Origin of the sequence: Mycolicibacterium aubagnense (assembly GCF_010730955.1) — a bacterium.
Lineage (GTDB): Bacteria > Actinomycetota > Actinomycetes > Mycobacteriales > Mycobacteriaceae > Mycobacterium > Mycobacterium aubagnense.
This window is the reverse complement of record NZ_AP022577.1, coordinates 5994830-6015334: the sequence shown is the minus strand read 5'-3', so window position 1 is coordinate 6015334 and position 20505 is coordinate 5994830. Positions and strand designations below refer to the sequence as shown.

Genomic DNA, 20505 nt, shown 5'->3' with positions numbered 1-20505 from the left:
GCACCTGTATTTCCTTACAGGTTAGCGCTATTGTCGTAGCCATGGAAGGTCAAGGGGTCTTTGGTTTTGCGCGGCCGCAGCGCGAGCTCTCCACTGAGGAGAAGATCGTCGCGGCTGCTTTACAGATCTTCGCAGAACGAGGTATCGCGGTCACGTCGCTGCGTTCTGTAGCCGACTTTGCTGGAATGTCGGCGGGAGCCGTTCAGCATCATTTCCCGACCAAAGCCTCCCTTGTGGAGGCGGTCGACACCCACGTCCTCCAAATCATCGCCGACAACCTCGAGCCGGCCGTGCAAGAGGCTGAGTACACCACGGTGACGGCCGGTAAGAGCATCGTCCAACTCATAGCCAATCACCCAATAGCCATGGATTACCTTAAGCGGGTCCTCGTTGAAGGCGACGCCGCCGGCGGAGTCGGCCAAGTGATCTTCGACGGGCTAGCAAAGATCAGCGAAAGCCAAGGGCGAAGGTTCCAGGAGCAGGGGCTGATGCGCGACGACGTCGATTTTCTCTGGTCATTCCTTAACCCGATCATTCTTCGTGTCGGCGCCATCATCTTGCGCCAGCACATCGAGCGATTCCTGCCGGGGCATTTCTACGATCGAGAACAACTCGAACGATGGGACTCTTCGATCACAAACCTGCTGCAGCACGGCGCGCTCATTCAGCCCGACTAATTCCCAGCTGCGGTCACTGCTCGCGACGAGGTCACCCGTGGTTCACCTAACGTCGTCATGAAACGTGCAAGGCGAGTTCATCGGCCGCGATTGCCGATGAACTCGCCTTGCGTGAGTTGCCTACCCGAACCGAGCCACCCGCGTTCCCTGCCACGACGGATTCACCCAGCCGGGGCCAGCACCACCGCGGAATTCTGTCCACCCATGCCTAGCGAGGTCTTCACGGTGATGCCACCAGCGATGGGCGTCGGCCCGTCCAGGAGCCGGTGATGGCCAGCGGCGACCGTCGGCGGCGCGGGGATCATCCCGTGCTCGTAACCCATTGCAGCAGCGGCGATTTCCACCGCGGCGGCCGCGCCCTGGCAGTGTCCGGCCAGCGGCTTCACTGAGTACAGGGCGGGCCGGCCGTCAAACATCTCGTCAACCAGGGCGGCTTCGGCGGCGTCGCATTGCACGGTGCCCGGGCCGTGTGCGTTGACGAACGCCACCTCGGCTGCGACGCCGGCGACATCGAGGGCGGTGCGCACGCATTCGTCGACCTGCACGCGGGCTGGGTCGACCGAGGTGACGTGGTAGGCGTCGTGTGTCATCGCCCCGCCTTGCATCGACGCGTATGCCTGGGTGCGTTGGCCGGTCAGCACGAACGCCACTGCGGCCTCACCCACTGAGAACCCGCGGCTGCCTTCCTGGAATGGACGGCACGCGTCCAGCGGTTCAGTGTCGGTCACGGCCACCCCGAGTTTGACGAAGTGTTCGACGTTCTCCGGGGTCAGGGACAGGTCGGTGGCCAGGAACAGCACGTCGTCGACCATGCCGGCGTCGAGCCACATCTTTGCCGTGATCATGCCTGCGTTTCCGGATGCGCACATCGCCGATACGTTCATCGCTGGGCCGTGGAATCCGTGCTCTTGCATCAGCATCGATACCGGCGTGGACGGCATCAGCGCGAGATAGTCGCGGACTCGGCGTTGGCCGCCATCGACCAGGTAGAACTCGCGCCACGTCTCGATTTCGGGCAGCACCAGGGCGTGCAGCAGCCCCACCCGGCGGCCCGGTGTCCAGCCCCTGGCTTGGGCATCGGTGATGGCTTCGCGGGCAACCGCGCGCATCGCCCGAGCCGAGCGGGTCGGCCCATCCTCGGTATCGCCGCCATCGGGGACCCGTGCCAGCCAGCCTGCGTCCTGGCCGCCCGGTCCGTACCCTGGATACAATGCGGCTGCGGGTTTGCCGCTCATCAAGCCGGACCACAGGCGTTTGCGTCCCCACCCGTAGCCGGTGGCCGCACCGATGCCTGCGATGTCCATTACGTTTGTCATATTTGTCTCCTTCTCGCATTGCGTTGACCCTGATGCAGATATGTTGCTATTGAATTCGCCAGAAGGCACTACCTCCGGTAGACGTGGGCAGCTTGCTGTCCGTCCACAGGAAAAGTGCCTGTTGCGAGGGTGTCGTTGTCGGGGGGAATCTGAATACGACGCCGAAGTGAACGCCGGGGAGGACCGTGACAGACAGCAGCCCGACCGTGGAACCGGTGGCCCTTGATCCGGATGGTGTGCGGTTCCGGGTCCTGGTAGATCACAGCCCTGACGCGATTTGTGTGCATGAGGCCGGCCGGGTGGTCTATCTCAATCCGGCGGGCGTGCGCTGGATCGCCGCCGAATCCGCCGAGCAGCTGATTGGGCATCCGATCACCGAATTCGTTCACGCGGATTCGGTGCCGGGGATGCTGGCCCGGTTGGCGACGCTGCGCGAGCTGGGCGATGCGACCGAACCAGCTGAGGCCGCGCTTCTCCGCTTCGACGGCAAAATCCTCGACGTCGAGATCATCTCGATCCTCACCACCTGGGAGGGTCGGCCAGCCCATCAGGTGGTGTTCCGGGACATCACCGCGCAGAAAGCGGCCCAGGCTACCCTGCGTTACCAGGCCGCGCTGGTTGAGCATGTGTCCGACGCGATCATCGGCACCGCCGCCGACGGGACCGTGACCGCCTGGAACCCGGCCGCCGAGACCATCTATCAGCGGCCGGCGGAACTGACGCTGGGGCTGCCGATCGCCGCCGCGGTCGGGGCGGCCCTGGACCCCGCGGCGATCGTCGCCGCCGGCGGCGTACACAACACGACGCACCACACCGCGGAAGGACGGGCCCTGGCGATTCGGGTGTCCGCCGCGGCCATGGAGTCCGGCTATGTGCTGGTCTGCTCGGACCGAACCGCGCTGCGTCGGGCCGAACAGCACTTCCAGACGGTCGTCGAATCCCTGCACCGCGGCGTGATGGTGATCGACCCGCTGGGCCGCATCGAGTCGGCCAACCCGCGGCGCTACGCATCCTGGGCTGCCCGGCGATCTGTCCAGCTCCGTCGATCTGGCTGACTTTTCCCGGGCACGGCCCGGATGGGCAGCTGCGCCTCGAAGCAGAGCAGCCGGTCGCGATCACCCGGCGAACCGGTCGGTCGGTGAACGATGAGCTGCTGTTCATCGACGATAGCGACGGGCGCCGGATCTGGCTGTCGGTCAGTACCTGCCTGCTCGACCCCGCGGACCGCGAAGGCTCAGGGGTGCTGCTGTCCTTCGAAGATGTCACGGCTCAGCACCTGGCCAGCGAGCGGCTGCGGCACGACGCCACCCACGACACCCTCACCGACCTGCCGAACCGGGCGTGGATCACTGACCAGATCACCGGCGCGCTCGCCGGCGTCGGCGAACAGCCGCTAGCGGCGGTGATTTTCATCGATCTCGACCAGCTCAAAGAGGTCAACGACACCCTCGGCCATCATGCCGGCGATGCGGTCATCCGGATTTGCGCCCGACGGTTCACCGGGGTTCTGCGCGCCAGGGACACCGTCGCTCGCATCGGTGGCGACGAATTCCTCATCCTGATCGGGGCGCCGGCCAGCGTCGAGGACCTCGAGCAGATCGCCAACCGCCTCCACGCCACCCTGGCCGACCCGATCCGAGTCGACAACCGCCTCGTCCACGCCAGCGCCAGCATCGGCATCGCGGCAACCGCACCCGGTGAGACCCGGGCAGCCGACGAGATTCTGCGGCACGCTGATAGCGCGATGTACCAAGCGAAAACCAGCGGACGCGGTCAGACCCGGTTCTGGACCGCCGAGAACGATCTGGCGGTCTGACCACCGCGAATGAGTCAGATGGAGTTAATGAACCGTTCGAAGAACAACTCCTGAGCGCGGAACCGTCGACCCGGAAAACTCCGATTGACGATCGCCTCGAGTTGGCGCTGCGCCGCAACGCTAGCGCAGCTGTAGGCACGGTGCACTCATTGAGCGCGCGGTCAATGAGTGCTACCAGATCAGGGCAGATGGTCCACCCAGTTCTTCGATGAGCGCCCGCGTCTGAGTGAGCTCATCGGCCGTGAGTGCGATGGCGTCGCCTTCTATGTCGCGGTGGAAAACCACCGTTTTCCGCCCATCGATCTCGCTGATGGCAGTGGCGGAGAAACCCTCGGCTGTAATTTCGATCGTGAGTTGTTCACCGGAGCCAAGCCACCAAATCCGGACGCCCCCATCGGCCACCTGCGCGAGTTGAGGCAGCGGCAGCTCCGCTCGAAAGATAAGTTCGCGCAGAAGGTTTGAAGCTGCAACGGACACATCGCCGCGGACCGGGCGAATGCCTTCCTCAACCCATTCCGCAGGCGGGTTCGTCAGCTCGTCGAGCTCGCGAAGCGCGTAATTGAGGTCGTCTGCTTGCGTGCGTGACATTCCTCGTGCTCCATCCGCTCGGCTGCGGCTAGACATACAGGCGTATAGCCGGTGTTCGGGCATCTGTGGCAGCGCCGCGACGCTGTTCACCCTGCCAGGCGCCTTGCGATCGGTCGCTGACTGCCCTCATCCAGGACCATTACGCTACTACCGTGGAAATGGTTGAGCATCGTGGCGTTGAACCTGGCGTTGAGGTCATTGCGAATCTGCCGCCGGCGCCCAAGAATCCCCTGCCCTATTTGCAGCGACTTCGCGCGGTGCGATCTCATCACACTGGGACTGACATCCTGCGTGACGCGGGAGGCCCGATCACATTGATTTCTCTCGGGCCGCGGTGGCTGATCCCGCCCATTGTGCTGGCTACGTCACCTGAAGGTATCCGTGATATCTGCAGCGCGCGTGACGGATCGATTGACAAAGGCAGCGCTGTCAACACTGAACTTCGTCAGTTGATCGGCGCGAACTCATTTGTGTCGCCTCACGCTGAATGGCTACCTCGGCGCCGCGTCTTGCAACCACTGTTTACCCACAAGAGTGTCGCGCAGATCGGCGGAGACATGGCCGAGGCTGTCGAGGCCATGTGTGCCACCTGGAGACTAGACACACCTGTCGATTTGGCCAACCAAAGCACAATGCTGTCACTACGCACCCTGGGTTCGACAGTGTTCGGCGCAGACCTAGGGGCCCAGGCCGATGCCATCGCAGAACCACTGGAAATCACGTCCCAGTATGTTCTGAGTCGGAGCCTGTCACCACTGCGAGCCCCCAGTTGGTTGCCGACGCCGGGCCGGCGAAAAGCCAGGGCCGCGGCGGCCAGCCTCGGCTGCCTCGCGAACGACATCCTGCACTCCTGCAAGGCAGACCCAACCAGGGAAGCTCCCCTGGTCCAAATGCTGATTAATGCCACGGATCCGGAGACGGGACAGGGCTTGACGGACGATGCCATCATCGCCGAGCTCGTCAGCATGCTGTTCGCCGGATACAGCACCACCGCTACGACTTTGACGTACGCGCTGTGGGCACTGGGCCATCACCATGACATTCAGGAACGGGTGGCGAACGAGGCCGCGGCGATAGGCGATCGGCCCCTCACTACCGGCGACCTCAGCGATCTGACCTACACCACCCAGGTCCTGCAAGAAACATTGAGAATATGCCCACCAGCAGCCACCGGAACACGAATCGCCACTAAGGACGTAGTCATCGCCGGATACCGGGTCGATGCCGGAACAACCCTCGCTATCGGCCGGCGGTCCGTGCAACGTGACCCCAAACTGTGGGAATCCCCGGACACGTTCGACCCTGACCGCTTCTCGCCGCAGCTGTCCGCGGCACGGAACCGTTGGCAGTATCTGCCCTTCGGTGCGGGCCCCCGCTCGTGCCTGGGCCAACATTTCGCAATGCAGCAAGCGACGTTGGCCGTCGCCGACATCGTCCGCCGATTCGAAATTGATTCCGTCGAAAACGATTTCCCTACGACCGTGGCGTTCACCGTGACGCCTGACGGTCCCGTGCTCGCCCGGGTCAAGCCACGTCGGCCGTAGCGACTACGCCGGCCGAAGGGGCCTTCGTTCATTTCTGACTATGACGGCGGCGAGTGGCCCGAGACCGCTGTTCGCTAGCGGTCAAGCTGGCCGCGGCTCGGCCGCGGAGGCGACTCCAACACGTCTCGGGACTGGGGCTGCTGAAGCTGTTTTGAGGGCCGCCCTCTGGCGATGGTGTCGACCGCGCCATCGATCACCACGAACAGGTAGTCGACGGACTTCATCTTGTCGAGATCGCCGTGCTGCTCTTCACCCGCAAGTAGATTCGCCTGCACAAACGCACCCGTGGCCCGGCCCGCAGTTGCAGTGCGAGCCCAGCTCTGCTCGGGTTCGAAGCATCGACGCGAACTGCAGCACGGCGGTACGGTCGCCCGCCGTCATCGGCTTACGCCCACAAAACGTTGCGGCGCTTGCGTAGTCAGGATGGGCCCGCGCTGGGTCGCTAGTCCAGGTGTCGTGGTTTCGAGGCCCCGTGCGATACCAAGTGGTGCCTGACTCATCGGTCTGGGCCGGAAACAAGGTGGCAACAGTCATAGGCAGCGGCGGTCCTGGAGGGCGCGCCTTGATGGATTCCAGGTTCTCGCGCCGAGCCGCACGGTCGAACTGTCTGTCGCGGCTAGCGTTCATACATCTGCCTTGTCTTCCACACACATCGATTCGCCCGAACACCCCTGTCCACCAGGCGAATGCGCGGCCACGACCCAGGACCAGGACTCCGGGAGCTTCCATGCCGGCGCGGTTTGGCGGCACACCGGGCACGTCACATGCCCCTGCTCGTGGTGCGACAGGTGCCAGTGATTTGCGTCGGGACACTTGTACGGGTGCAGCGTGTCGTAAGTGCGACTAGCGGCTTCCACTTTCGCGCGAATGTTCTCGGCCCCTTGGACAGCAAGCGGTTCAGAGGCGTACACGCGCTTAGCTCCGTATCGGCACGTCACCGGTCGGCCACCGTGCTGATGAGGTCATCGATCCATTGCTCTGCTGGGTCACGATCCCGATCCCACTCCCAGCGGTCAACTGTTCCGGGGTGCGGCAGGTCTCCCCTACCCAGAAGTCGGTTTCCGCTGATCTTCACGATGACTACGACCCCATCACCATTGCGCCGCACGTTGACGGTGTTGGGCCGGAACCGAAGCTCGGGAGAATGCCGCAGAGACATGTCCGGCAGCTTCCCTGGCGGTATCGGGTGCTGTTCCCAGTCGCTGAGCATGTTTCGGTTCCTCGTGCCACGGGCCCGCGCAATCGTGCGGGCCTCCTCGCACAGTGCAACACCTTTCGGCGTGAACGGGGTTGCCGGCGATTCGACACGCCGGCCACGCCCAGACAACGATCAGAAACGCGCCGCGTTGGCGTGCACCGAAGCGGACGTGTGAGCGTGCGAGCCATGACCTCATTCAAAGTCGACGACCTTGTGCAGCTGCGCTCCGAAGCGCAGTGGAACCCCAGCTTGTTTCGCATCAAGTCCGCCACCGCCAAGCAACTGGTGCTCGGCCAACTCTCCGACAGCAGCGACGGTTACGTCGGCCTCGACACCGCCGTCGACCTCACCGATCCCGAGTCGGCCGCGGACGTGATCGCCGCCGGTCCCGAGATCCTGGCGCAGTACCCGAACATCCGGCGCTGATGGACCCGGTCCACGTGATCACCGCGGGACGTGACTGCGCGGGCTAGATCCGGCGAAACGCGCCCGTATCGCGACCAGATGCCGTCGGCGCCTACCGTGCAGCGCAACGAAAACAGAAGGGGTGCATCCAGGATGGCGAAGTACACGGTGATCGGTGCGCATTGCGACGGGACGCTGCTCGTCTTCGGAGCTGTCGAAGGCGAGCATCAGGTCGAGGGAGATTTGCAGTACTACGGCTACCAGCCGTGGGCTGACCACGTCGAAGCGTCAACCGCCCAGGAGGCATGCGAGAAGGCAGCGCGCTCGTGAGCGCGGCGTGTGGATGGAACGGGTGCGCTGAACCGGGCGATGATCACTACAACGGCCGGTGCGAGGATCACGAGAACTCTCAGTGCCGAACCGAGGGATGCGCAGAGGACGCCGATGACGGTGAGGGCTACGACGGCTTCTGTGGTAACTGCGCCGACCGAGAAGATGCGCGCGGACGCTGGGACTGACAGGCACCAGTCGCGCTCAAAGATGCTGCGGCCTAGCGTATTTGCGCTCGAGAACTACTGCTCGCCAATGCCGTTGATCAGCGAATCAAGTTAGAAAGGAACCGCATGAAGGTCTCTGTCAAAGACACTCTTTCCTACGATCCCAGCCCGATTGTCATCGAACACACCGATATCGCCACTACGGTGCTTGAACGGTGGCCTGATCGTCGGACTGACGAGCAGAAAGTCGTTGCGCTGCAGGAGGCGATCAACGCCGGCCACTACAGCACGTCACCACTCGGATTCATCTCGGTGCGTGACCTCACCGACTTTCTGGGCTTGACCCTTCAACTGGTGCAGTAGTCCGAAAGTACGCGCGATCGGTATTCCTTGTCGAAAGCATCGTCAACAATCCCCGGAGTTATGCAGAGTCGCGCGACGGCGCCTGATCAGATCCATCGACTCACGGCTCATGTAGCCGATCGGTACCGCGCCAAGACGCAGGGCCAGTTGACGTTTCGTCTCAGTGACGTCGTAGTGGGAGATCGCGGTGCCTGGTTTCTGATGCCAGGCCCGCCGCAGTCCAAGCTGAGCAGCGAACGCGTGCAGCTCGTCGTCGGTGTCGGCCATCAGGTGTGACCATCGGGCCTGTAGCCGGCCCACCCGCGCGAGCCTCTGCATATCGTCGATGTAGACGGTCAATTCTCTTCTCCGCTCTCACCGAGTGGCCGCGCGGCTCACCGGGGGCGGCGTCCGCGTCGCGAGCCCCCGCGGTTGCCGGTGCTTCGCGGTGCGTCGACTGCACCGGTCGATCCACCGCATTCGATGGCCCCGCGAGTGGCGAGTTTGTCCGCCAGCTCGTTACCTTCATGGCCGGCATGGCCTTTCACCCACTGCCAGTCCACTGCGAACCCAGCCGCAACACTGTCGAGTCGCTGCCATAGGTCGATGTTCTTCACCGGCTGGCCAGTCGAGGTCTTCCAGCCCTTGCGTTTCCAACCGGCGATCCAACTCGTGATGCCGTTACGCACATACTGCGAGTCGGTCCACAACTGCACCGGATAACGCTCGGTGAGCGTTTCCAGCGCAACGATCGCAGCCATCAACTCCATGCGGTTGTTGGTGGTGGTTTTCTCGCCGCCGAATAGTTGTTTCTCGTGTTCACCAAACCGCAGCACCGCTCCCCAGCCTCCCGGCCCGGGGTTTCCATGGCAGGCGCCGTCGGTGTAGATCACGACCGTCTGCGTCGCAGCTGGTATCACGTCTCTCCTTCGTGGATTGTCAATCCCGGCACGAGCATTCGGAATCGGGCAGGATCTCGATCTCACTGGGTTCGACCCGGATCCCCATGTCGGCCAGAGCCGCGGTGAGCCCTTGAGCAATGTTCACAGCCTCGCTGCGGGGAAGTCCGGCGGGGTGGATGAACGAATGGATGACCGGGGCGTGAATGACGATCCTCATGGAGTCTGCCCACCGCTACGTGCCGTCATCGCAGTTTCTTCACATCGCCTTCGACGTACTCGATCACGCTGTTGTCCCGTGTGGACCGGGCCTTCCACCAATAGCGTGCCTTGACGTCGAACACCTCCCAAGCGTTTCGGTCCAGCGCGTCAAACAGCTGGTCATCGCCACCGGATCCGGCGAAGAACGCATCGCCCGAGCCCGCCGCCTGGTCAGGGCCAGCGGCCACAGCCGCGATCAGCTCATCGGCGGTTTTTGCTTCCCCCGCGGCTGTCAACACGTCGCGGATCGCATCCCAGAACCGGTCAGACATCCTGTGCCCTTCGTCGTCGAATCAGGCGCGCTAGTGCGCAAGTGCTTTGGCGAGATGTTCGAAGAAATGCAGCACATCGCCGTTCTTGAAGTCGATCGCGACCAACGTGCTCTTAATCTGCTCCTGCTCAGCGGAGCTGGTCTGCTTCGCTGTGTCGATGACGACTGAGAGCGGGATCGAATTCCAGCCCCACTCAGGCCCCTCGACATCGAATCGGTGCTCGAGGTCGAGGCCTTTCTCGTCGACGAAAGTGTCGAGCCACGCGGTGAATCCAGCCACGTTCAGTCCTCCAGTTTCTGGATGGCACTCAGTTCGACCGCAGCTTGGCCGCCGCGGTCGTCGGCGATGAGCACGTGCGTGGTGTTGTCGACGCTGCGTATCCGCGGGTCCCGTTGCGGGACTGGATCGCGGACCTCGACCACCGTCCCGGTGCGCACGTCTTCGCTGGGCGCCAGGGTGAATGCAACACGGTCACCGGCCGTGGGCCATGTCACCGGTCAGTCCTCCGAGCGGATCGCGAACACCCAGGTGTCGTTCTCGCTGATCGCGGTAACACCGACCAGAACCCGCACGACGTCACCGTTGGCCAGGTCCTCGATCTCGCGCTCATAGTTGCCGCGGTTCGGCGCGGTGTACGAGCTGTGGTACTGGTACGCGGTCCAGGGACCGGCGCTGAACACGTACCGGCCGTGTTCGTCAGCTGAGTCGGGAACCTCGTAGCTGGAACCAATGTCGTGGACACCACCACCGCGACGGTCATCTTCGACCGCGAATCCGCTTCCGTCACGGGTGATAATCAAATCGAGCTCATCGAGATGCAGGTCGTCGATGCGGCGGTAAAGCTCGTCCAGTGTCAGCGCCATGTCGCGGTTCTCCTCACGTGTGCTGGTCGGCACAGCACAACAGCAATCCGCTCAAACCGGCGGCCGGGGCGCGAGGACACGCCGACCGCCACGGAGTCAGTTCAGGCGTACCTGCGCCTCTGGGACGGCGGCTGACAGTCTCCGGGACAGCTCTGTCACACGGACCACCACCACTTGTGACATCCGTGCTGTGTAAGAGCTACGGGCCAGTGCCTCAAGCTGTTTGAGCTCTTCGATGATGCTGTCAATGTCCATGGGAAGGCCTAGCCGTTTTACAGCGGGCGCCAGCTCGGTGACGTGAGCCTGGAGTTCGGCAACGGCTTGGATTGCTTCCGCTTTGCGCATGCCGTGCACGTTAGGCCACTGCGGCGATGCGCACCACTCACCTTGGGGGTCGTGACAAACGCTCTGAAGATGACGCAACGCTTGGGTCATCGTCCCGGAAACAGCCGGCCCGCGGCGTTGTCGGCCGCCCTTTTCGCGGCTTCCAAGCCGACGGTTCCGTCGACGTAATCCTGCTCGAACACTTTCCCGCACGAGCTATCCTGGACAGACCATTCATAGAACGGCGGGGTGCTCTCGTCTTCCCACTGATCGAAGTCGACGTAGGCGACGATGCGGTCGAGTCCTTCGAGCTCGCGGGCATACGTGGTTCGTGTACCGGTGACGTGCTGCAGTTTCCATTCACTCATGGTGCGGTGGCGATCTTCTCCGCGACCCAGGGCCAGTAGCCGAGTCGGGTGTCGCCGTTGCCGACCTCATACTGCCAGTCCGCCACCGGGTATTGGCTGTGATCGCCCCAGTGCCCGTGCTGTTCCTCCAAGGCCTCAGCTCCAGCCTGCGAATCCTGCACCATCCCCTGTCCTTTCACTTTGATGGGGCCGAGCTGACCACAGGTGGTATGTCCAGTTGCGCCGAGGCGCGCCGCATCGGAGTTGGGGTGGCAGCGCGCCCTAGCGTCCGCAGCTGGTGCATGCAGTGATCACACCGGGGAAAAGAGATCGAGATGTACGGCGACCTGAGCGAATTCGAGGCACGGTTCTCCCAGGGCTACACCCCCGAGGACATCAACCGTGTGCTGGGCCGAATCCAGCTACTCACCGTTACCCGAATCATCTGCGTCTGGGAGTACTTCGACGACGACGGCTACGGCGGCAACTCTGAACTCTTCTTCATCGATCGCCACACCGCCCACGAGCTCGCCGGCCAGCTGTGGCCATGGCTGCTTGACGGCCGCAGCGAAGCACCGCACGGGCCCGGCGATGCCGCGTCGTGGAAAGGCCGGCGCGCTGATTTCGACTACACCAGCCTCAGCGGCGACGGGTTGCACAACTGCGCCCGAGCAGTTCGCGACTGATACACCGAAAGGACCTGACACATGCGCGATTACCGCGTCGCCTACGTACTCGAAGACGATGGTGAACCACTGGCGGTGTTCCTGGATTCCCTGGGCCACTGCACTTCCGGGAACGTCATGAGCTACGCCCGCGTCGACGAGCACAGCGACGCCACTGTCGACTACGTGCGCTCACGGCCGCTGGCGCAGGAAGCCGATTACCAGAAGCTGCACACCTGCCTGACTCGGCGCTACGGCAGCGGTCCCGACGAGCCCGTGAATCTGGTCATCGACCAGTCGGGCCTCTCCGCGCTCAAACGCTGATCACGTTTCCACCGAAAGGATCATGAACATGAGTGAACGCCTGCAGTTCTGCCGCGGCGACGATGACATCAGCTCAGACTTTCACGCAGAGAGCGACGCAGACGAGGTCCGCGTCTGGTCCGACGACGGTGTCGCGGTTGCGGTGTCACGGAACAGTTCGGGGCGGTGGTCCTACGCGGCTAGCGACTTCGGCGCCGACGCCGACTGGGACCTGGATCGCAGTTTCGACAGCTGGCAAGAAGCACTGGAAGCCTTCGGCTTCTCGGCGCTGGTGCGCTGAAACGACCGCGAGGTCGAACGCGCTCGAAAACCACCCGGGGGAGACTGATGACACAGGCATGCTGCGACAACTGCGGATTGACCTGTCAGGTAAGCGAATTGGAGCCGATCACCGATCTGCTCGAACGAATCGAACCCGGTGGGACGGTGCCATCAGGCCAATGCCCAGAATGCGGGGCATTGGCTTACTCGGTCGGAGTACCCGGCACCTAGGCGACCAGGAATTCCCCGCGATCACCCGGTAGCACGGAAAGACCGCAGCTCGCACCGACGCCACTTCAAGATCCCGAGACAGGACAACCACATGCAGATCACGGTGGCCTTCACCGACGTGTACGACGGCGAGGAACACGAGCACACGGAGACGTTCGACGTACCCGTCCCGTCCGACCTCACTGATTCCGACCAAATGGACGACTGGGCCGGAGACAACATCCTGCCCCGCACTGGTGACGGCAACGCCGTCGACAAAGAAGCCGGCTACTACGCCAAGGTCACCGAGTGCGCAGACCTCTCAGACCTGGTAGGCCGTGAATTCGAGTGGCACGGCTAGCCCAGCGGCGTCGAAGACGGTAGTGAATTCGCGCCGCGGGCTCGGCTGGCGCAATGGCGCTCCTACCGTGCGCTTCATGGACGGTTCTTACCCCAACGACATCCACACGGAATACCCGGTGGCGACGGTGTACGCCGACGACGGGAGCCCCACGACCATGTGGCAAGCCATGAACCGACCCGGTCGATGACGTACTCAGCCACATCCGCCGCGAATGCGACCCCGACGGCTACTACGCCGACGAGGGCAGCGGCAGCCTGCAGAACTACCTCGCAGGAGAGGGCTACCGGTTCGACTACCGGGAGCTCCCAGCTTGAGTGCGCAGATTCCCTGACGCAGACAGCGCTGCACTGCAAGGAGATCCGATGAGCCAGCTCAGAATCGACGCGCGGGTCTACCCACCCGGCCAGCACGGCGACCCCGAACTCGAGGTGCAGTGTCAGTGGTTCGCCCGCTGCGTCAACCCCGCCAACGGCGTCGCCGACGCCGGCCCTTTGGGGCACCTTCCCGTCTGCAAACGGTGCGCGGAGCATGTCGGTCTCACAGACTTCGTTGCCGGCGGCGACGGCCGGGAACACGCCGAACGCATTGCTTGCACGAGGCCGTTTGGGTCTGCTGCACGAATAGGTGACATCTGAGTTGGCTTGCCCAGCATGGGCGGGCTGGAAGGATGTCCCCATGGCAAGGCCCTACCCCCGCGAGTTCCGCGACGACGTCGTCCGGGTCGCTCGCAACCGCGATGACGGTGTAACGATCGAGCAGATCGCCACCGATTTCGGAGTGCACCCGATGACGCTGCAGAAATGGCTCCGTCAGGCCGACATCGACGAAGGCACCAAGCCCGGCAAGAGCGCCAGCGAGTCCGGTGAGCTGCGCGAAGCCCGACGGCGGATCAAACTGCTAGAGCAAGAGAACGAGGTGCTGCGTCGGGCCGCAGCGTATTTATCGCAGGCCAATCTGCCGGGAAAAGGGTCTACCCGCTCGTGAAAGAGCTCGCCGCCGACGGGATCCCCGTCGCGGTGACGTGCCGGGTACTCAAGCTCTCCCGCCAACCGTATTACCGCTGGCTGGCCGACCCCATCACCGAGGCCGAACTCATCGAGGCCTACCGCGCCAATGCGCTGTTCGACGCGCACGCAGACGATCCGGAGTTCGGCTACCGCTACCTCGTGGAGGAGGCGCGCGATGCCGGCGAGCCGATGGCCGAGCGCACCGCATGGCGGATCTGCTCGCAGAATCGACTGTGGAGCGTGTTTGGTAAGAAACGCGGCAAGAACGGCAAAGTCGGGCCGCCGGTGCACGACGATCTTGTCGAGCGTGACTTCACCGCTGAAGGGCCAAATCAGTTGTGGCTCAGTGACATCACTGAGCACCGCACCGGTGAGGGCAAGCTCTACCTCTGTGCGATTAAGGACGTGTTCTCCAACCGGATCGTCGGCTACAGCATCGACTCCCGAATGAAGTCACAACTGGCCATCCGGGCACTACACAGCGCGGTAGCCCGACGCGGAGATGTCGCGGGTGCATTCTGCACTCGGATCGCGGATCTCAGTTCCGGTCAAGGAAATTCGTACACGCCTTGAATCAACACGAGATGGTCGGCTCTATGGGCCGTGTCGGAGCCGCCGGCGACAACGCCGCCATGGAGAGCTTCTTTAGCCTGCTGCAGAAGAACGTGCTCGACCGCCGCCGCTGGGACACCCGAGAACAACTCCGTATCGCGATCGTCACCTGGATCGAGCGCACCTACCACCGGCGCCGCCGCCAGTCCGGCCTCGGGCGGTTGACCCCGATCGAATTCGAAGCAATCATGACCACACCGGCCAGTCAGGCCGCGTGACCGAAACTGTCACCTGATCGTGCAGCAGACCCTTTAACGAGCTAGCGGCCATGCTTGGATTCGACTAGCACCACGAGGAAACGAACGGACCATGCCTGGTATCGACAACCCACTCGCCGAGCCGGGACCAGCCGCCGTCATGCTCGCTGGTGACTGGCACGGCAATACGCACCGGGCATGCACCACCGTCTGGTCGGCGGCACTGCGCGGCATCCGGGTTGTGATCCAGCTCGGAGATTTCGGTTACTGGACACCAGGATTGGGCACCGAACGCTACCTCGGCGCCGTCGAAGACGCGTGCACCAAACATGACGTGATACTGCTCGTCGTCGATGGCAATCACGAGTACTTCCCGGGACTCCTTGCGTTGCCGGTCGACCCAGACACCGGCCTGCGACAGATCAGCTCGCATGTGTTCCACTTGCATCGAGGTCTGCGATGGAACTGGCACGGCTTTACCTGGATGGCTTTGGGCGGAGCGCATTCCGTCGACAGTCACATGCGCAAAGAGGGCGTGTCGTGGTGGCCGGAGGAGCACCTCTCTGACTGCGACGTGGCTCGGGCGGTCGCCGGCGGACAAGTCGATGTGATCGTCTCCCACGATGCGCCCACGGGCGTACACATCCCTGGACTTCCCTCGAATCTCTTCCCGCCCAGCCAAATCGCCATTGCCGATGAGCACCGTGCGCGCGTGGGGACTGTGGTCGACGCGACCCGGCCGGCGCTGATGTTCCACGGGCATTACCACATTCGCTACAGCGCGTGGAGGGGTAACACTCATGTGTTCGGGCTCGCCGACGACAGTTCCTCGACGCGGGACAACACCCTGATCCTGAACCTTGTTGACGGCGTTGAGATTTCGCGTTTGTAAACAGCCCTACTGGCGGCCGTCGAAGGTGCCGCATCACCCGCTGGCGGCCTGGGCTGATCCGCGCCCCCGCCGTCCGCCACACCTGTTCGGCCCTAGCGTGCGACCGCACTTAACTGCCGCACGCGGGGAGGCAAACAGCATGGGCAACAGCGACCGACGTCATGACCGCTACGACGAGGACCACACAGATTTCGAGGAACTCATCGCCAATCGTTTCGACGAAGACGCCGCCATCGAGAGAGCTGAAGCGAGATACGAGCGTTACGTCTACGGCGACTGATGCCATCGGCCGCCACCTTGCCGTGACGCGGCGATAGCCGCTTTACGGTGCAACGAGGTTGGTTCCATCGTGGGTGCGGGTGTGCACACCGCCGTCGAGGGCATCAAGCACCCGAATCGCGAACGCTGGCGCCATCATCGTGTCCACCTGGTCGGCGTCCATCCATATGACGTCGCGCGCCTCCGCGGTCGGGCGGGCGCTACCGGCAGCGGGGCGACAGCGGAAAACCAGCGCGACGATGCCGCGGCTGACGTTCTTGTAGACCCCGGTGAGCTGCTGCACTTCGACTTGAAGTCCGGTCTCCTCGAAAACTTCTCGGCGAACGCCGTCTTCGAACGATTCACCAAGTTCGAGCACACCGCCCGGCGCTTCCCACCGTCCGTTGTCTCGGCGGCAGATAGTCAATACGCGTCCGGCGTCGTCCACCACGACGCCGGCGACGCTGACCGAGTGCCTGGGTGAAGAGGTCACCAGTTCATCTCCATTCGTTCCGAGCCGGAGTTTGGCGTGCTCTAAACAGTACAGTGGACTGGTTTAGTCATCTAGAGCAGTTGGGAGGTAGACGCGTGCTGCAACTCGACACTCTCGACGAGAACGACGAGCGGGCCACCTATCGACAGATCGCGGCGATCCTGCGCACCGCCATCGAGGATCAACGTTTCCCAGCCGGCAGCCAACTGCCGTCCGAAGCCGAACTGGTCAAACATTTCGGCGTCGCGCGGATGACGATCCGGCAGGCATTGCAGGAACTGCGCACCGAAGGACTTGTCCACGCTGAGCACGGGCGCGGAGTGTTCGTGCGGGCTGCGTCGCCGATCAAGCGCCTGGCCTCGGATCGATTCGCCCGCAAGCACCGGGAGGCCGGAAAATCGGCGTTCGACGTCGAAGCGGAATCCGTCGGCTATACCGCCAGCGTCGACAGCATTGTGGTGCGTCGCGAAAAAGCAACGCCCAGCGTCGCCGAACGCCTGCGCATCCCCGCTGACGACGAAGTGGTTGCCCGCTCCCGGCGATATCTCGCAGATGGCAGGCCGGTCGAAACGGCCGTCTCGTACATTCCGGTCGCGTTCGCCGAGGGCACTCGAATCGAGGAGATCGATACCGGACCTGGTGGCATCTATGCCCGACTAGAGGAGAACGGCCACATCCTTGCCCGATTCACCGAAGAAGTCGGGGCAAGGATGCCCACCCCTGACGAGCGCCGAACGCTCGCGACGGCGCCGGGCATACCTGTTTTGACCTTGATCCGGACCGCGTATGACAGCAGCGGCGTGCCGGTCGAGGTCTGCGACACCGTCAAGATCGCGTCGGCTTACCTGCTCGAGTACGAATTTCCAGCTCACTGATCTGCCGCGGGGCACGCAACACACCGCGACAACGATAGAACTTGTCTAGACGTCCAGGTATGCTCTTGTGAGTCAGGAGAAGCTCCCGACGCGCTCAGGACTTCCACCACCTGAGCGCGTTGGGGATCAACATCGGCACGGCCGAGAAGGAACGTCGCGCAAATGACCTCCACCCGCCTCAGCTCATACGTTCTCACCGATGCAGTGCTGGTCAACCGCATGCGCGCAGCTTCCACGGGGAAGCGCTTCGAGGTTCGTATCGAGGGAAGCTCCGCGCCGGCCACGTCGCTGGAACTCGAAGCGCTGATCGCCGAGATGCGCGAAATCCCGATCACGTTCGAGAGCCTGATCAGCCGATTGGAAGAAGGCTACGAAGAACTGATCGGCATCGGCGACGACGGCGGCACACGGGTGATCTGCGCACGGTAACCGCGCCGCTTGCGACAACTGCACCCGACCGCGGGTCCACTGTCGCTGTGTCCGAAGATGACGACCTCGTGCTTCATACCGAGCGGCCCTGCGCGAACTGCGGCGACGAGTGCCTCACGCTCTCGTCGCGCGAGTGGTGCGACGGCTGCGAAGAGGAAGCGGATCACGCCGCAAGCACGCCCGCCACCGCCACGCGCCCCCTAGCGAACCTGCTCGGCGACGTAACGCGCCCGTAAGAAGTAGCGCGCTCCATCATCCCGCGACCTCGCGCCCATACTCGTCGAGACGATTTCCGCGGTCGTCCACCAGCATGTACCGCTGCCACGGCTGCAGCTGCGGCCCCGTTCCCCCACGCACGTGCTCGACAGTGATCGGCACATCGTCTTTCGGCAACTCCCCACGCATCTGACGCAGACGACGGGCGGCGGCCACGCTGCGGTCCGATACCAGTAGCCCGCCATGGTTGACCCGAACCGGCTGCTTCATCAGAATTCCGCTCTCACCGCGGCGCCACTTCAGTTTGGTGGCGTCAACGGCCTGCAGCGCCCCTCGCGAGATCATTCGCAGTACGGTGCGTTCGCTGACACCGATCAACGCCGCGGCGTCATTGACCGTGTGGCCAAATCCCATGTGCCGCATCGGGGTGTACATGCTGTAGGGGCGGGCTTGTTCGTCGAACCGGGCCCGGGCCGGGCCGAACACTTCGCTTTCGTGAAGGCGATGCGCTCCGGCCCCGAACCGGACAGCGTTCAAGGTGCCGATCCGGGCCAGATAGCGCACCTCCGAGGCGGGGCGCTGCAGGGGCCGGGCAGCCTGATCGAACGTCAAGAATTCTGCTTCGATGCTGCGGCGCCGCTGCGGGTCGCTCACCTGAAGCCGCGGGCACATGCGCGCCACTTTCGCACTGAAGACCCCCGCGGCGATCAGGTCGACCAGCCGAATCTGGAAATCTCGGCCGGCACGGCGCGCGGGTATCAGCCCTTCATGCACTAGCGCATCGATGACACTGGGTCGGCAGCCGGCGTGTGCGGCCGCACGCGCCCGGGTGTACAGCGCGGCGGCCGGGTCCATGTCGGGATAACGCCAACGGGCCCACGCGACGAACGAATCGACATGCGCCTGGCTCAGCGAAGCAGATGATGGCGTTCGGCGCTCGTCGGACCTGTGTGCGCGTTGAGCGCTGTCGGCAATCGCCGCGTGCACCTCGTGGCGGCGCATGAACAGCTGACCGTCGGACGTCACGAGCTCGATCTTTCCGACAGCGCCTCGGCGGCGCAGGGTCCGCACCGTTACCCCGATGCGCTCCGCGGCCTCTGCGAGCGGGACCATGGCGGGGTCATCCCCGTAGTCCGGGGTGAACCAGGGACGCAGTCGCTGGTTAATCTTTCGTGAACGCTGATTGATCAGTTGGAACAAGTCGTCATGGCGTACTCGACGCTGGCCGCACAGCATCGAGGTGCTGATCCCCGCGCGCTCGATCGCCTTACGCACACCGGATGCGGTCATGTTCATCATCAGCGCAGCCTCGGCCATCGTGTACAGCCGAGTACGTGACACCGCGTCACGAACCTTGTCGGTGCGGCGCACCTGGTTCGGTCTCACGTTCTCGCGGCGGTGCACTTCGCCGATCAGCCGCCGTTCGCGGGCGCTGAGCCGATGCACGTCGGTGAATCGGATGAGCTGCAACGAGGCGGGGTTGTACGGAACCTCCCACGCGGCGAGCACATCTTCAGGAACCAGTGCACTGTCGCGCCGGCCAACCACGCGCCACGGCAAGTCTGTAACCGGGGCATCGGGTTCGGCGTTATTCGCGTATCGGCGCCACCACCGCCACGCGGTGTGCGGGTGCACCCGCAGGGTCGCGGCAACTTCCTCCAGCGGCACCCCGCGGTAGACCTCACCGCGACGGTGACGCACCAGCTCGCGGCTACTAAGCGGATGCCCTGCCGCCATTCGGTTGCGCACCGCCCACACGTGGTCCGATCGAACGCGAACCGTCCGATAGAACCGGACCGACGGCAATCCACGGCCGCGAATCAGGCGTCGCACGGCCGATTCGCTGATGTCGAGGATGGCGGCCGCTTCGGACAGCGTCAGCATCTTCACCTGCTGATTGTGGGCGTGGGGGTACATGTCGCGGTCTTGATGCGGGATTCCCAGTTGGGCGTCGATCTCGCGGCGTTGATGAAGTGCGGTCGCCCCATCGACCATCTCGTCGCAGGACCGACTGAGTACCGACATGACCAGGTCACGTTCGTCGATCATCGGCGCAGCGGGCAGGACGATCTTTCGTTCACGCTCACGCTGCTGGCGCGCGTCCCGAGTGCGCGCCAGCATGGCAAGCGCAGTCGCCTGCAGATGCGGCGGCATCGCGGCGTACTGCGCGCGAAGGCGCTCCGGTACGTCCTGCAGCGTGAAGCTCGAACCCATGGGCGGAACCTAGCCGATGTGGGTGCAAATTCAGGTGCAGAGTGCGCGGCACACCGGGCCCCACCAATACAGCGCGCTCTCCGGTCTCCGCTTGCGATCTGCGGCCCGCCGGTCGAGCTGCATCCCGGAAACCATGCTC

32 protein-coding genes and 1 pseudogene are annotated in these 20505 nt (G+C 63.8%); 17 read left to right on the top strand and 16 right to left on the bottom strand.

Annotation, left to right across the window (positions count from 1 at the left end; genetic code table 11):
• Positions 1–41 precede the first annotated feature (41 nt).
• Positions 42–677 (top strand): TetR/AcrR family transcriptional regulator, encoded by a 636-nt coding sequence (locus tag G6N59_RS28925; protein ID WP_138233525.1) that lies wholly within the window; start codon positions 42–44, stop codon positions 675–677.
• A 161-nt stretch (positions 678–838) separates the two neighbouring features.
• On the opposite strand, the gene G6N59_RS28920 is transcribed toward G6N59_RS28925, so the two are convergent.
• The gene (locus G6N59_RS28920) at positions 839–1993 is read right to left on the bottom strand and encodes a beta-ketoacyl synthase N-terminal-like domain-containing protein (RefSeq protein ID WP_163911864.1); all 1155 of its coding nucleotides are present in this window, start codon (positions 1991–1993) and stop codon (positions 839–841) included.
• A gap of 185 nt (positions 1994–2178) precedes the next feature.
• Here G6N59_RS28920 and G6N59_RS31290 point away from each other — a divergent pair, with 185 nt between their 5' ends.
• Positions 2179–3048, top strand: a complete 870-nt coding sequence (locus tag G6N59_RS31290) for a PAS domain-containing protein (protein ID WP_235678708.1) — start codon at positions 2179–2181, stop codon at positions 3046–3048.
• A gap of 83 nt (positions 3049–3131) precedes the next feature.
• Positions 3132–3809, top strand: coding sequence for a GGDEF domain-containing protein (locus G6N59_RS31285; protein ID WP_235678707.1), 678 nt, complete (start codon positions 3132–3134; stop codon positions 3807–3809).
• 171 nt (positions 3810–3980) lie between these two features.
• Here G6N59_RS31285 and G6N59_RS28910 read toward each other — a convergent pair whose 3' ends face one another.
• Positions 3981–4397 carry a hypothetical protein gene (locus tag G6N59_RS28910; RefSeq protein WP_138233522.1) on the bottom strand — a complete coding sequence of 139 codons (417 nt, stop codon included), beginning with the start codon at positions 4395–4397 and terminating at the stop codon, positions 3981–3983.
• A 158-nt stretch (positions 4398–4555) separates the two neighbouring features.
• Between G6N59_RS28910 and G6N59_RS28905 the strand changes: the two genes are divergently transcribed.
• Positions 4556–5941, top strand: a complete 1386-nt coding sequence (locus G6N59_RS28905; protein WP_138233529.1) for a cytochrome P450 — start codon at positions 4556–4558, stop codon at positions 5939–5941.
• Between the two features lie 74 nt (positions 5942–6015).
• On the opposite strand, the gene G6N59_RS28900 is transcribed toward G6N59_RS28905, so the two are convergent.
• Together G6N59_RS28900 and G6N59_RS28895 are read right to left on the bottom strand one after the other, a co-directional pair.
• Positions 6016–6216: a hypothetical protein gene (locus G6N59_RS28900; protein WP_138233521.1), complete on the bottom strand. Its 201-nt coding sequence runs from the start codon at positions 6214–6216 to the stop codon at positions 6016–6018.
• 659 nt (positions 6217–6875) lie between these two features.
• On the bottom strand, positions 6876–7151 hold the full coding sequence (locus G6N59_RS28895) for a hypothetical protein (protein WP_138233520.1): 276 nt from the start codon (positions 7149–7151) through the stop codon (positions 6876–6878).
• Positions 7152–7325: 174 nt separating this feature from the next.
• On the opposite strand from G6N59_RS28895, the gene G6N59_RS28890 reads away from it, so the two are divergent.
• From G6N59_RS28890 to G6N59_RS28880, 3 genes are all read left to right on the top strand, one after another.
• The gene (locus G6N59_RS28890) at positions 7326–7565 is read left to right on the top strand and encodes a hypothetical protein (RefSeq protein ID WP_138233519.1); all 240 of its coding nucleotides are present in this window, start codon (positions 7326–7328) and stop codon (positions 7563–7565) included.
• 132 nt (positions 7566–7697) lie between these two features.
• Positions 7698–7874 (top strand): hypothetical protein, encoded by a 177-nt coding sequence (locus G6N59_RS28885; RefSeq protein ID WP_163911862.1) that lies wholly within the window; start codon positions 7698–7700, stop codon positions 7872–7874.
• Between the two features lie 293 nt (positions 7875–8167).
• On the top strand, positions 8168–8404 hold the full coding sequence (locus tag G6N59_RS28880) for a hypothetical protein (protein WP_138233518.1): 237 nt from the start codon (positions 8168–8170) through the stop codon (positions 8402–8404).
• A gap of 42 nt (positions 8405–8446) precedes the next feature.
• Here the strand turns inward: G6N59_RS28880 and G6N59_RS28875 are convergent, their stop codons facing one another.
• The 10 genes from G6N59_RS28875 to G6N59_RS30645 all read right to left on the bottom strand — a co-directional run bounded on the left by G6N59_RS28875 (position 8447) and on the right by G6N59_RS30645 (position 11534).
• Complete coding sequence (locus G6N59_RS28875) at positions 8447–8743, bottom strand: DUF4031 domain-containing protein (protein WP_138233517.1); 297 nt, start codon at positions 8741–8743, stop codon at positions 8447–8449.
• Positions 8744–8778: 35 nt separating this feature from the next.
• Positions 8779–9300, bottom strand: a complete 522-nt coding sequence (gene rnhA / locus G6N59_RS28870) for a ribonuclease HI (protein WP_197907932.1) — start codon at positions 9298–9300, stop codon at positions 8779–8781.
• A 22-nt stretch (positions 9301–9322) separates the two neighbouring features.
• Positions 9323–9502, bottom strand: coding sequence for a hypothetical protein (locus tag G6N59_RS28865; RefSeq protein WP_138233515.1), 180 nt, complete (start codon positions 9500–9502; stop codon positions 9323–9325).
• A 25-nt stretch (positions 9503–9527) separates the two neighbouring features.
• Positions 9528–9782, bottom strand: a complete 255-nt coding sequence (locus G6N59_RS28860) for a hypothetical protein (RefSeq protein ID WP_235678706.1) — start codon at positions 9780–9782, stop codon at positions 9528–9530.
• Positions 9783–9845: 63 nt separating this feature from the next.
• On the bottom strand, positions 9846–10094 hold the full coding sequence (locus G6N59_RS28855) for a hypothetical protein (RefSeq protein ID WP_138233513.1): 249 nt from the start codon (positions 10092–10094) through the stop codon (positions 9846–9848).
• A gap of 2 nt (positions 10095–10096) precedes the next feature.
• Entirely contained in the window at positions 10097–10309 is a 213-nt protein-coding gene (locus G6N59_RS28850) for a hypothetical protein (RefSeq protein WP_138233512.1), read from the bottom strand.
• A gap of 3 nt (positions 10310–10312) precedes the next feature.
• Positions 10313–10678 (bottom strand): hypothetical protein, encoded by a 366-nt coding sequence (locus tag G6N59_RS28845; protein ID WP_138233511.1) that lies wholly within the window; start codon positions 10676–10678, stop codon positions 10313–10315.
• A gap of 96 nt (positions 10679–10774) precedes the next feature.
• Positions 10775–11023: a hypothetical protein gene (locus G6N59_RS28840; RefSeq protein WP_138233510.1), complete on the bottom strand. Its 249-nt coding sequence runs from the start codon at positions 11021–11023 to the stop codon at positions 10775–10777.
• Between the two features lie 86 nt (positions 11024–11109).
• Positions 11110–11370, bottom strand: coding sequence for a hypothetical protein (locus G6N59_RS28835; protein WP_138233509.1), 261 nt, complete (start codon positions 11368–11370; stop codon positions 11110–11112).
• On the bottom strand, positions 11367–11534 hold the full coding sequence (locus G6N59_RS30645; RefSeq protein ID WP_170212478.1) for a hypothetical protein: 168 nt from the start codon (positions 11532–11534) through the stop codon (positions 11367–11369). Before G6N59_RS30645 ends, G6N59_RS28835 begins: the two co-directional genes overlap by 4 nt.
• 150 nt (positions 11535–11684) lie before the next feature.
• Between G6N59_RS30645 and G6N59_RS28830 the strand changes: the two genes are divergently transcribed.
• The 8 genes and pseudogenes from G6N59_RS28830 to G6N59_RS28795 all read left to right on the top strand — a co-directional run bounded on the left by G6N59_RS28830 (position 11685) and on the right by G6N59_RS28795 (position 16161).
• A complete protein-coding gene (locus tag G6N59_RS28830; protein ID WP_138233508.1) occupies positions 11685–12035 on the top strand; it encodes a hypothetical protein in 351 nt (116 codons plus the stop codon).
• Between the two features lie 21 nt (positions 12036–12056).
• Positions 12057–12338: a hypothetical protein gene (locus G6N59_RS28825; RefSeq protein WP_138233507.1), complete on the top strand. Its 282-nt coding sequence runs from the start codon at positions 12057–12059 to the stop codon at positions 12336–12338.
• Positions 12339–12366: 28 nt separating this feature from the next.
• Entirely contained in the window at positions 12367–12618 is a 252-nt protein-coding gene (locus tag G6N59_RS28820; protein WP_138233506.1) for a hypothetical protein, read from the top strand.
• A gap of 303 nt (positions 12619–12921) precedes the next feature.
• Entirely contained in the window at positions 12922–13170 is a 249-nt protein-coding gene (locus G6N59_RS28815) for a hypothetical protein (RefSeq protein ID WP_138233505.1), read from the top strand.
• Positions 13171–13535: 365 nt separating this feature from the next.
• Positions 13536–13808, top strand: a complete 273-nt coding sequence (locus G6N59_RS28810) for a hypothetical protein (RefSeq protein ID WP_163911859.1) — start codon at positions 13536–13538, stop codon at positions 13806–13808.
• Positions 13809–13848: 40 nt separating this feature from the next.
• A pseudogene (locus tag G6N59_RS28805) lies at positions 13849–15010 on the top strand (IS3 family transposase).
• Between the two features lie 91 nt (positions 15011–15101).
• Complete coding sequence (locus G6N59_RS28800) at positions 15102–15881, top strand: metallophosphoesterase family protein (protein WP_138230385.1); 780 nt, start codon at positions 15102–15104, stop codon at positions 15879–15881.
• Positions 15882–16020: 139 nt separating this feature from the next.
• Positions 16021–16161 (top strand): hypothetical protein, encoded by a 141-nt coding sequence (locus G6N59_RS28795; RefSeq protein WP_163911856.1) that lies wholly within the window; start codon positions 16021–16023, stop codon positions 16159–16161.
• A gap of 42 nt (positions 16162–16203) precedes the next feature.
• On the opposite strand, the gene G6N59_RS28790 is transcribed toward G6N59_RS28795, so the two are convergent.
• Positions 16204–16632 (bottom strand): NUDIX hydrolase, encoded by a 429-nt coding sequence (locus tag G6N59_RS28790; RefSeq protein WP_138230384.1) that lies wholly within the window; start codon positions 16630–16632, stop codon positions 16204–16206.
• Positions 16633–16727: 95 nt separating this feature from the next.
• Here G6N59_RS28790 and G6N59_RS28785 point away from each other — a divergent pair, with 95 nt between their 5' ends.
• Both G6N59_RS28785 and G6N59_RS28780 read left to right on the top strand, forming a co-directional pair.
• Complete coding sequence (locus tag G6N59_RS28785; RefSeq protein WP_138230383.1) at positions 16728–17507, top strand: GntR family transcriptional regulator; 780 nt, start codon at positions 16728–16730, stop codon at positions 17505–17507.
• A gap of 162 nt (positions 17508–17669) precedes the next feature.
• Positions 17670–17936 (top strand): hypothetical protein, encoded by a 267-nt coding sequence (locus G6N59_RS28780; RefSeq protein ID WP_138230382.1) that lies wholly within the window; start codon positions 17670–17672, stop codon positions 17934–17936.
• Positions 17937–18188: 252 nt separating this feature from the next.
• On the opposite strand, the gene G6N59_RS28775 is transcribed toward G6N59_RS28780, so the two are convergent.
• Positions 18189–20366 carry a helix-turn-helix domain-containing protein gene (locus G6N59_RS28775; protein WP_138230381.1) on the bottom strand — a complete coding sequence of 726 codons (2178 nt, stop codon included), beginning with the start codon at positions 20364–20366 and terminating at the stop codon, positions 18189–18191.
• Positions 20367–20505: the final 139 nt, after the last annotated feature.

Bases quoted from the DNA above. Each gene is read 5' to 3' on its own strand.
- G6N59_RS28925 (WP_138233525.1), top strand. From the start codon at position 42: ATGGAAGGTCAAGGGGTCTTTGGTTTTGCGCGGCCGCAGCGCGAGCTC.
- G6N59_RS28920 (WP_163911864.1), bottom strand. From the start codon at position 1,993: ATGACAAACGTAATGGACATCGCAGGCATCGGTGCGGCCACCGGCTAC.
- G6N59_RS28910 (WP_138233522.1), bottom strand. From the start codon at position 4,397: ATGTCACGCACGCAAGCAGACGACCTCAATTACGCGCTTCGCGAGCTC.
- G6N59_RS28905 (WP_138233529.1), top strand. From the start codon at position 4,556: ATGGTTGAGCATCGTGGCGTTGAACCTGGCGTTGAGGTCATTGCGAAT.
- G6N59_RS28895 (WP_138233520.1), bottom strand. From the start codon at position 7,151: ATGCTCAGCGACTGGGAACAGCACCCGATACCGCCAGGGAAGCTGCCG.
- G6N59_RS28890 (WP_138233519.1), top strand. From the start codon at position 7,326: ATGACCTCATTCAAAGTCGACGACCTTGTGCAGCTGCGCTCCGAAGCG.
- G6N59_RS28885 (WP_163911862.1), top strand. From the start codon at position 7,698: ATGGCGAAGTACACGGTGATCGGTGCGCATTGCGACGGGACGCTGCTC.
- G6N59_RS28880 (WP_138233518.1), top strand. From the start codon at position 8,168: ATGAAGGTCTCTGTCAAAGACACTCTTTCCTACGATCCCAGCCCGATT.
- G6N59_RS28865 (WP_138233515.1), bottom strand. From the start codon at position 9,502: ATGAGGATCGTCATTCACGCCCCGGTCATCCATTCGTTCATCCACCCC.
- G6N59_RS28845 (WP_138233511.1), bottom strand. From the start codon at position 10,678: ATGGCGCTGACACTGGACGAGCTTTACCGCCGCATCGACGACCTGCAT.
- G6N59_RS28840 (WP_138233510.1), bottom strand. From the start codon at position 11,023: ATGCGCAAAGCGGAAGCAATCCAAGCCGTTGCCGAACTCCAGGCTCAC.
- G6N59_RS28835 (WP_138233509.1), bottom strand. From the start codon at position 11,370: ATGAGTGAATGGAAACTGCAGCACGTCACCGGTACACGAACCACGTAT.
- G6N59_RS30645 (WP_170212478.1), bottom strand. From the start codon at position 11,534: ATGGTGCAGGATTCGCAGGCTGGAGCTGAGGCCTTGGAGGAACAGCAC.
- G6N59_RS28830 (WP_138233508.1), top strand. From the start codon at position 11,685: ATGTACGGCGACCTGAGCGAATTCGAGGCACGGTTCTCCCAGGGCTAC.
- G6N59_RS28825 (WP_138233507.1), top strand. From the start codon at position 12,057: ATGCGCGATTACCGCGTCGCCTACGTACTCGAAGACGATGGTGAACCA.
- G6N59_RS28820 (WP_138233506.1), top strand. From the start codon at position 12,367: ATGAGTGAACGCCTGCAGTTCTGCCGCGGCGACGATGACATCAGCTCA.
- G6N59_RS28815 (WP_138233505.1), top strand. From the start codon at position 12,922: ATGCAGATCACGGTGGCCTTCACCGACGTGTACGACGGCGAGGAACAC.
- G6N59_RS28810 (WP_163911859.1), top strand. From the start codon at position 13,536: ATGAGCCAGCTCAGAATCGACGCGCGGGTCTACCCACCCGGCCAGCAC.
- G6N59_RS28800 (WP_138230385.1), top strand. From the start codon at position 15,102: ATGCCTGGTATCGACAACCCACTCGCCGAGCCGGGACCAGCCGCCGTC.
- G6N59_RS28795 (WP_163911856.1), top strand. From the start codon at position 16,021: ATGGGCAACAGCGACCGACGTCATGACCGCTACGACGAGGACCACACA.
- G6N59_RS28780 (WP_138230382.1), top strand. From the start codon at position 17,670: ATGACCTCCACCCGCCTCAGCTCATACGTTCTCACCGATGCAGTGCTG.
- G6N59_RS28775 (WP_138230381.1), bottom strand. From the start codon at position 20,366: ATGGGTTCGAGCTTCACGCTGCAGGACGTACCGGAGCGCCTTCGCGCG.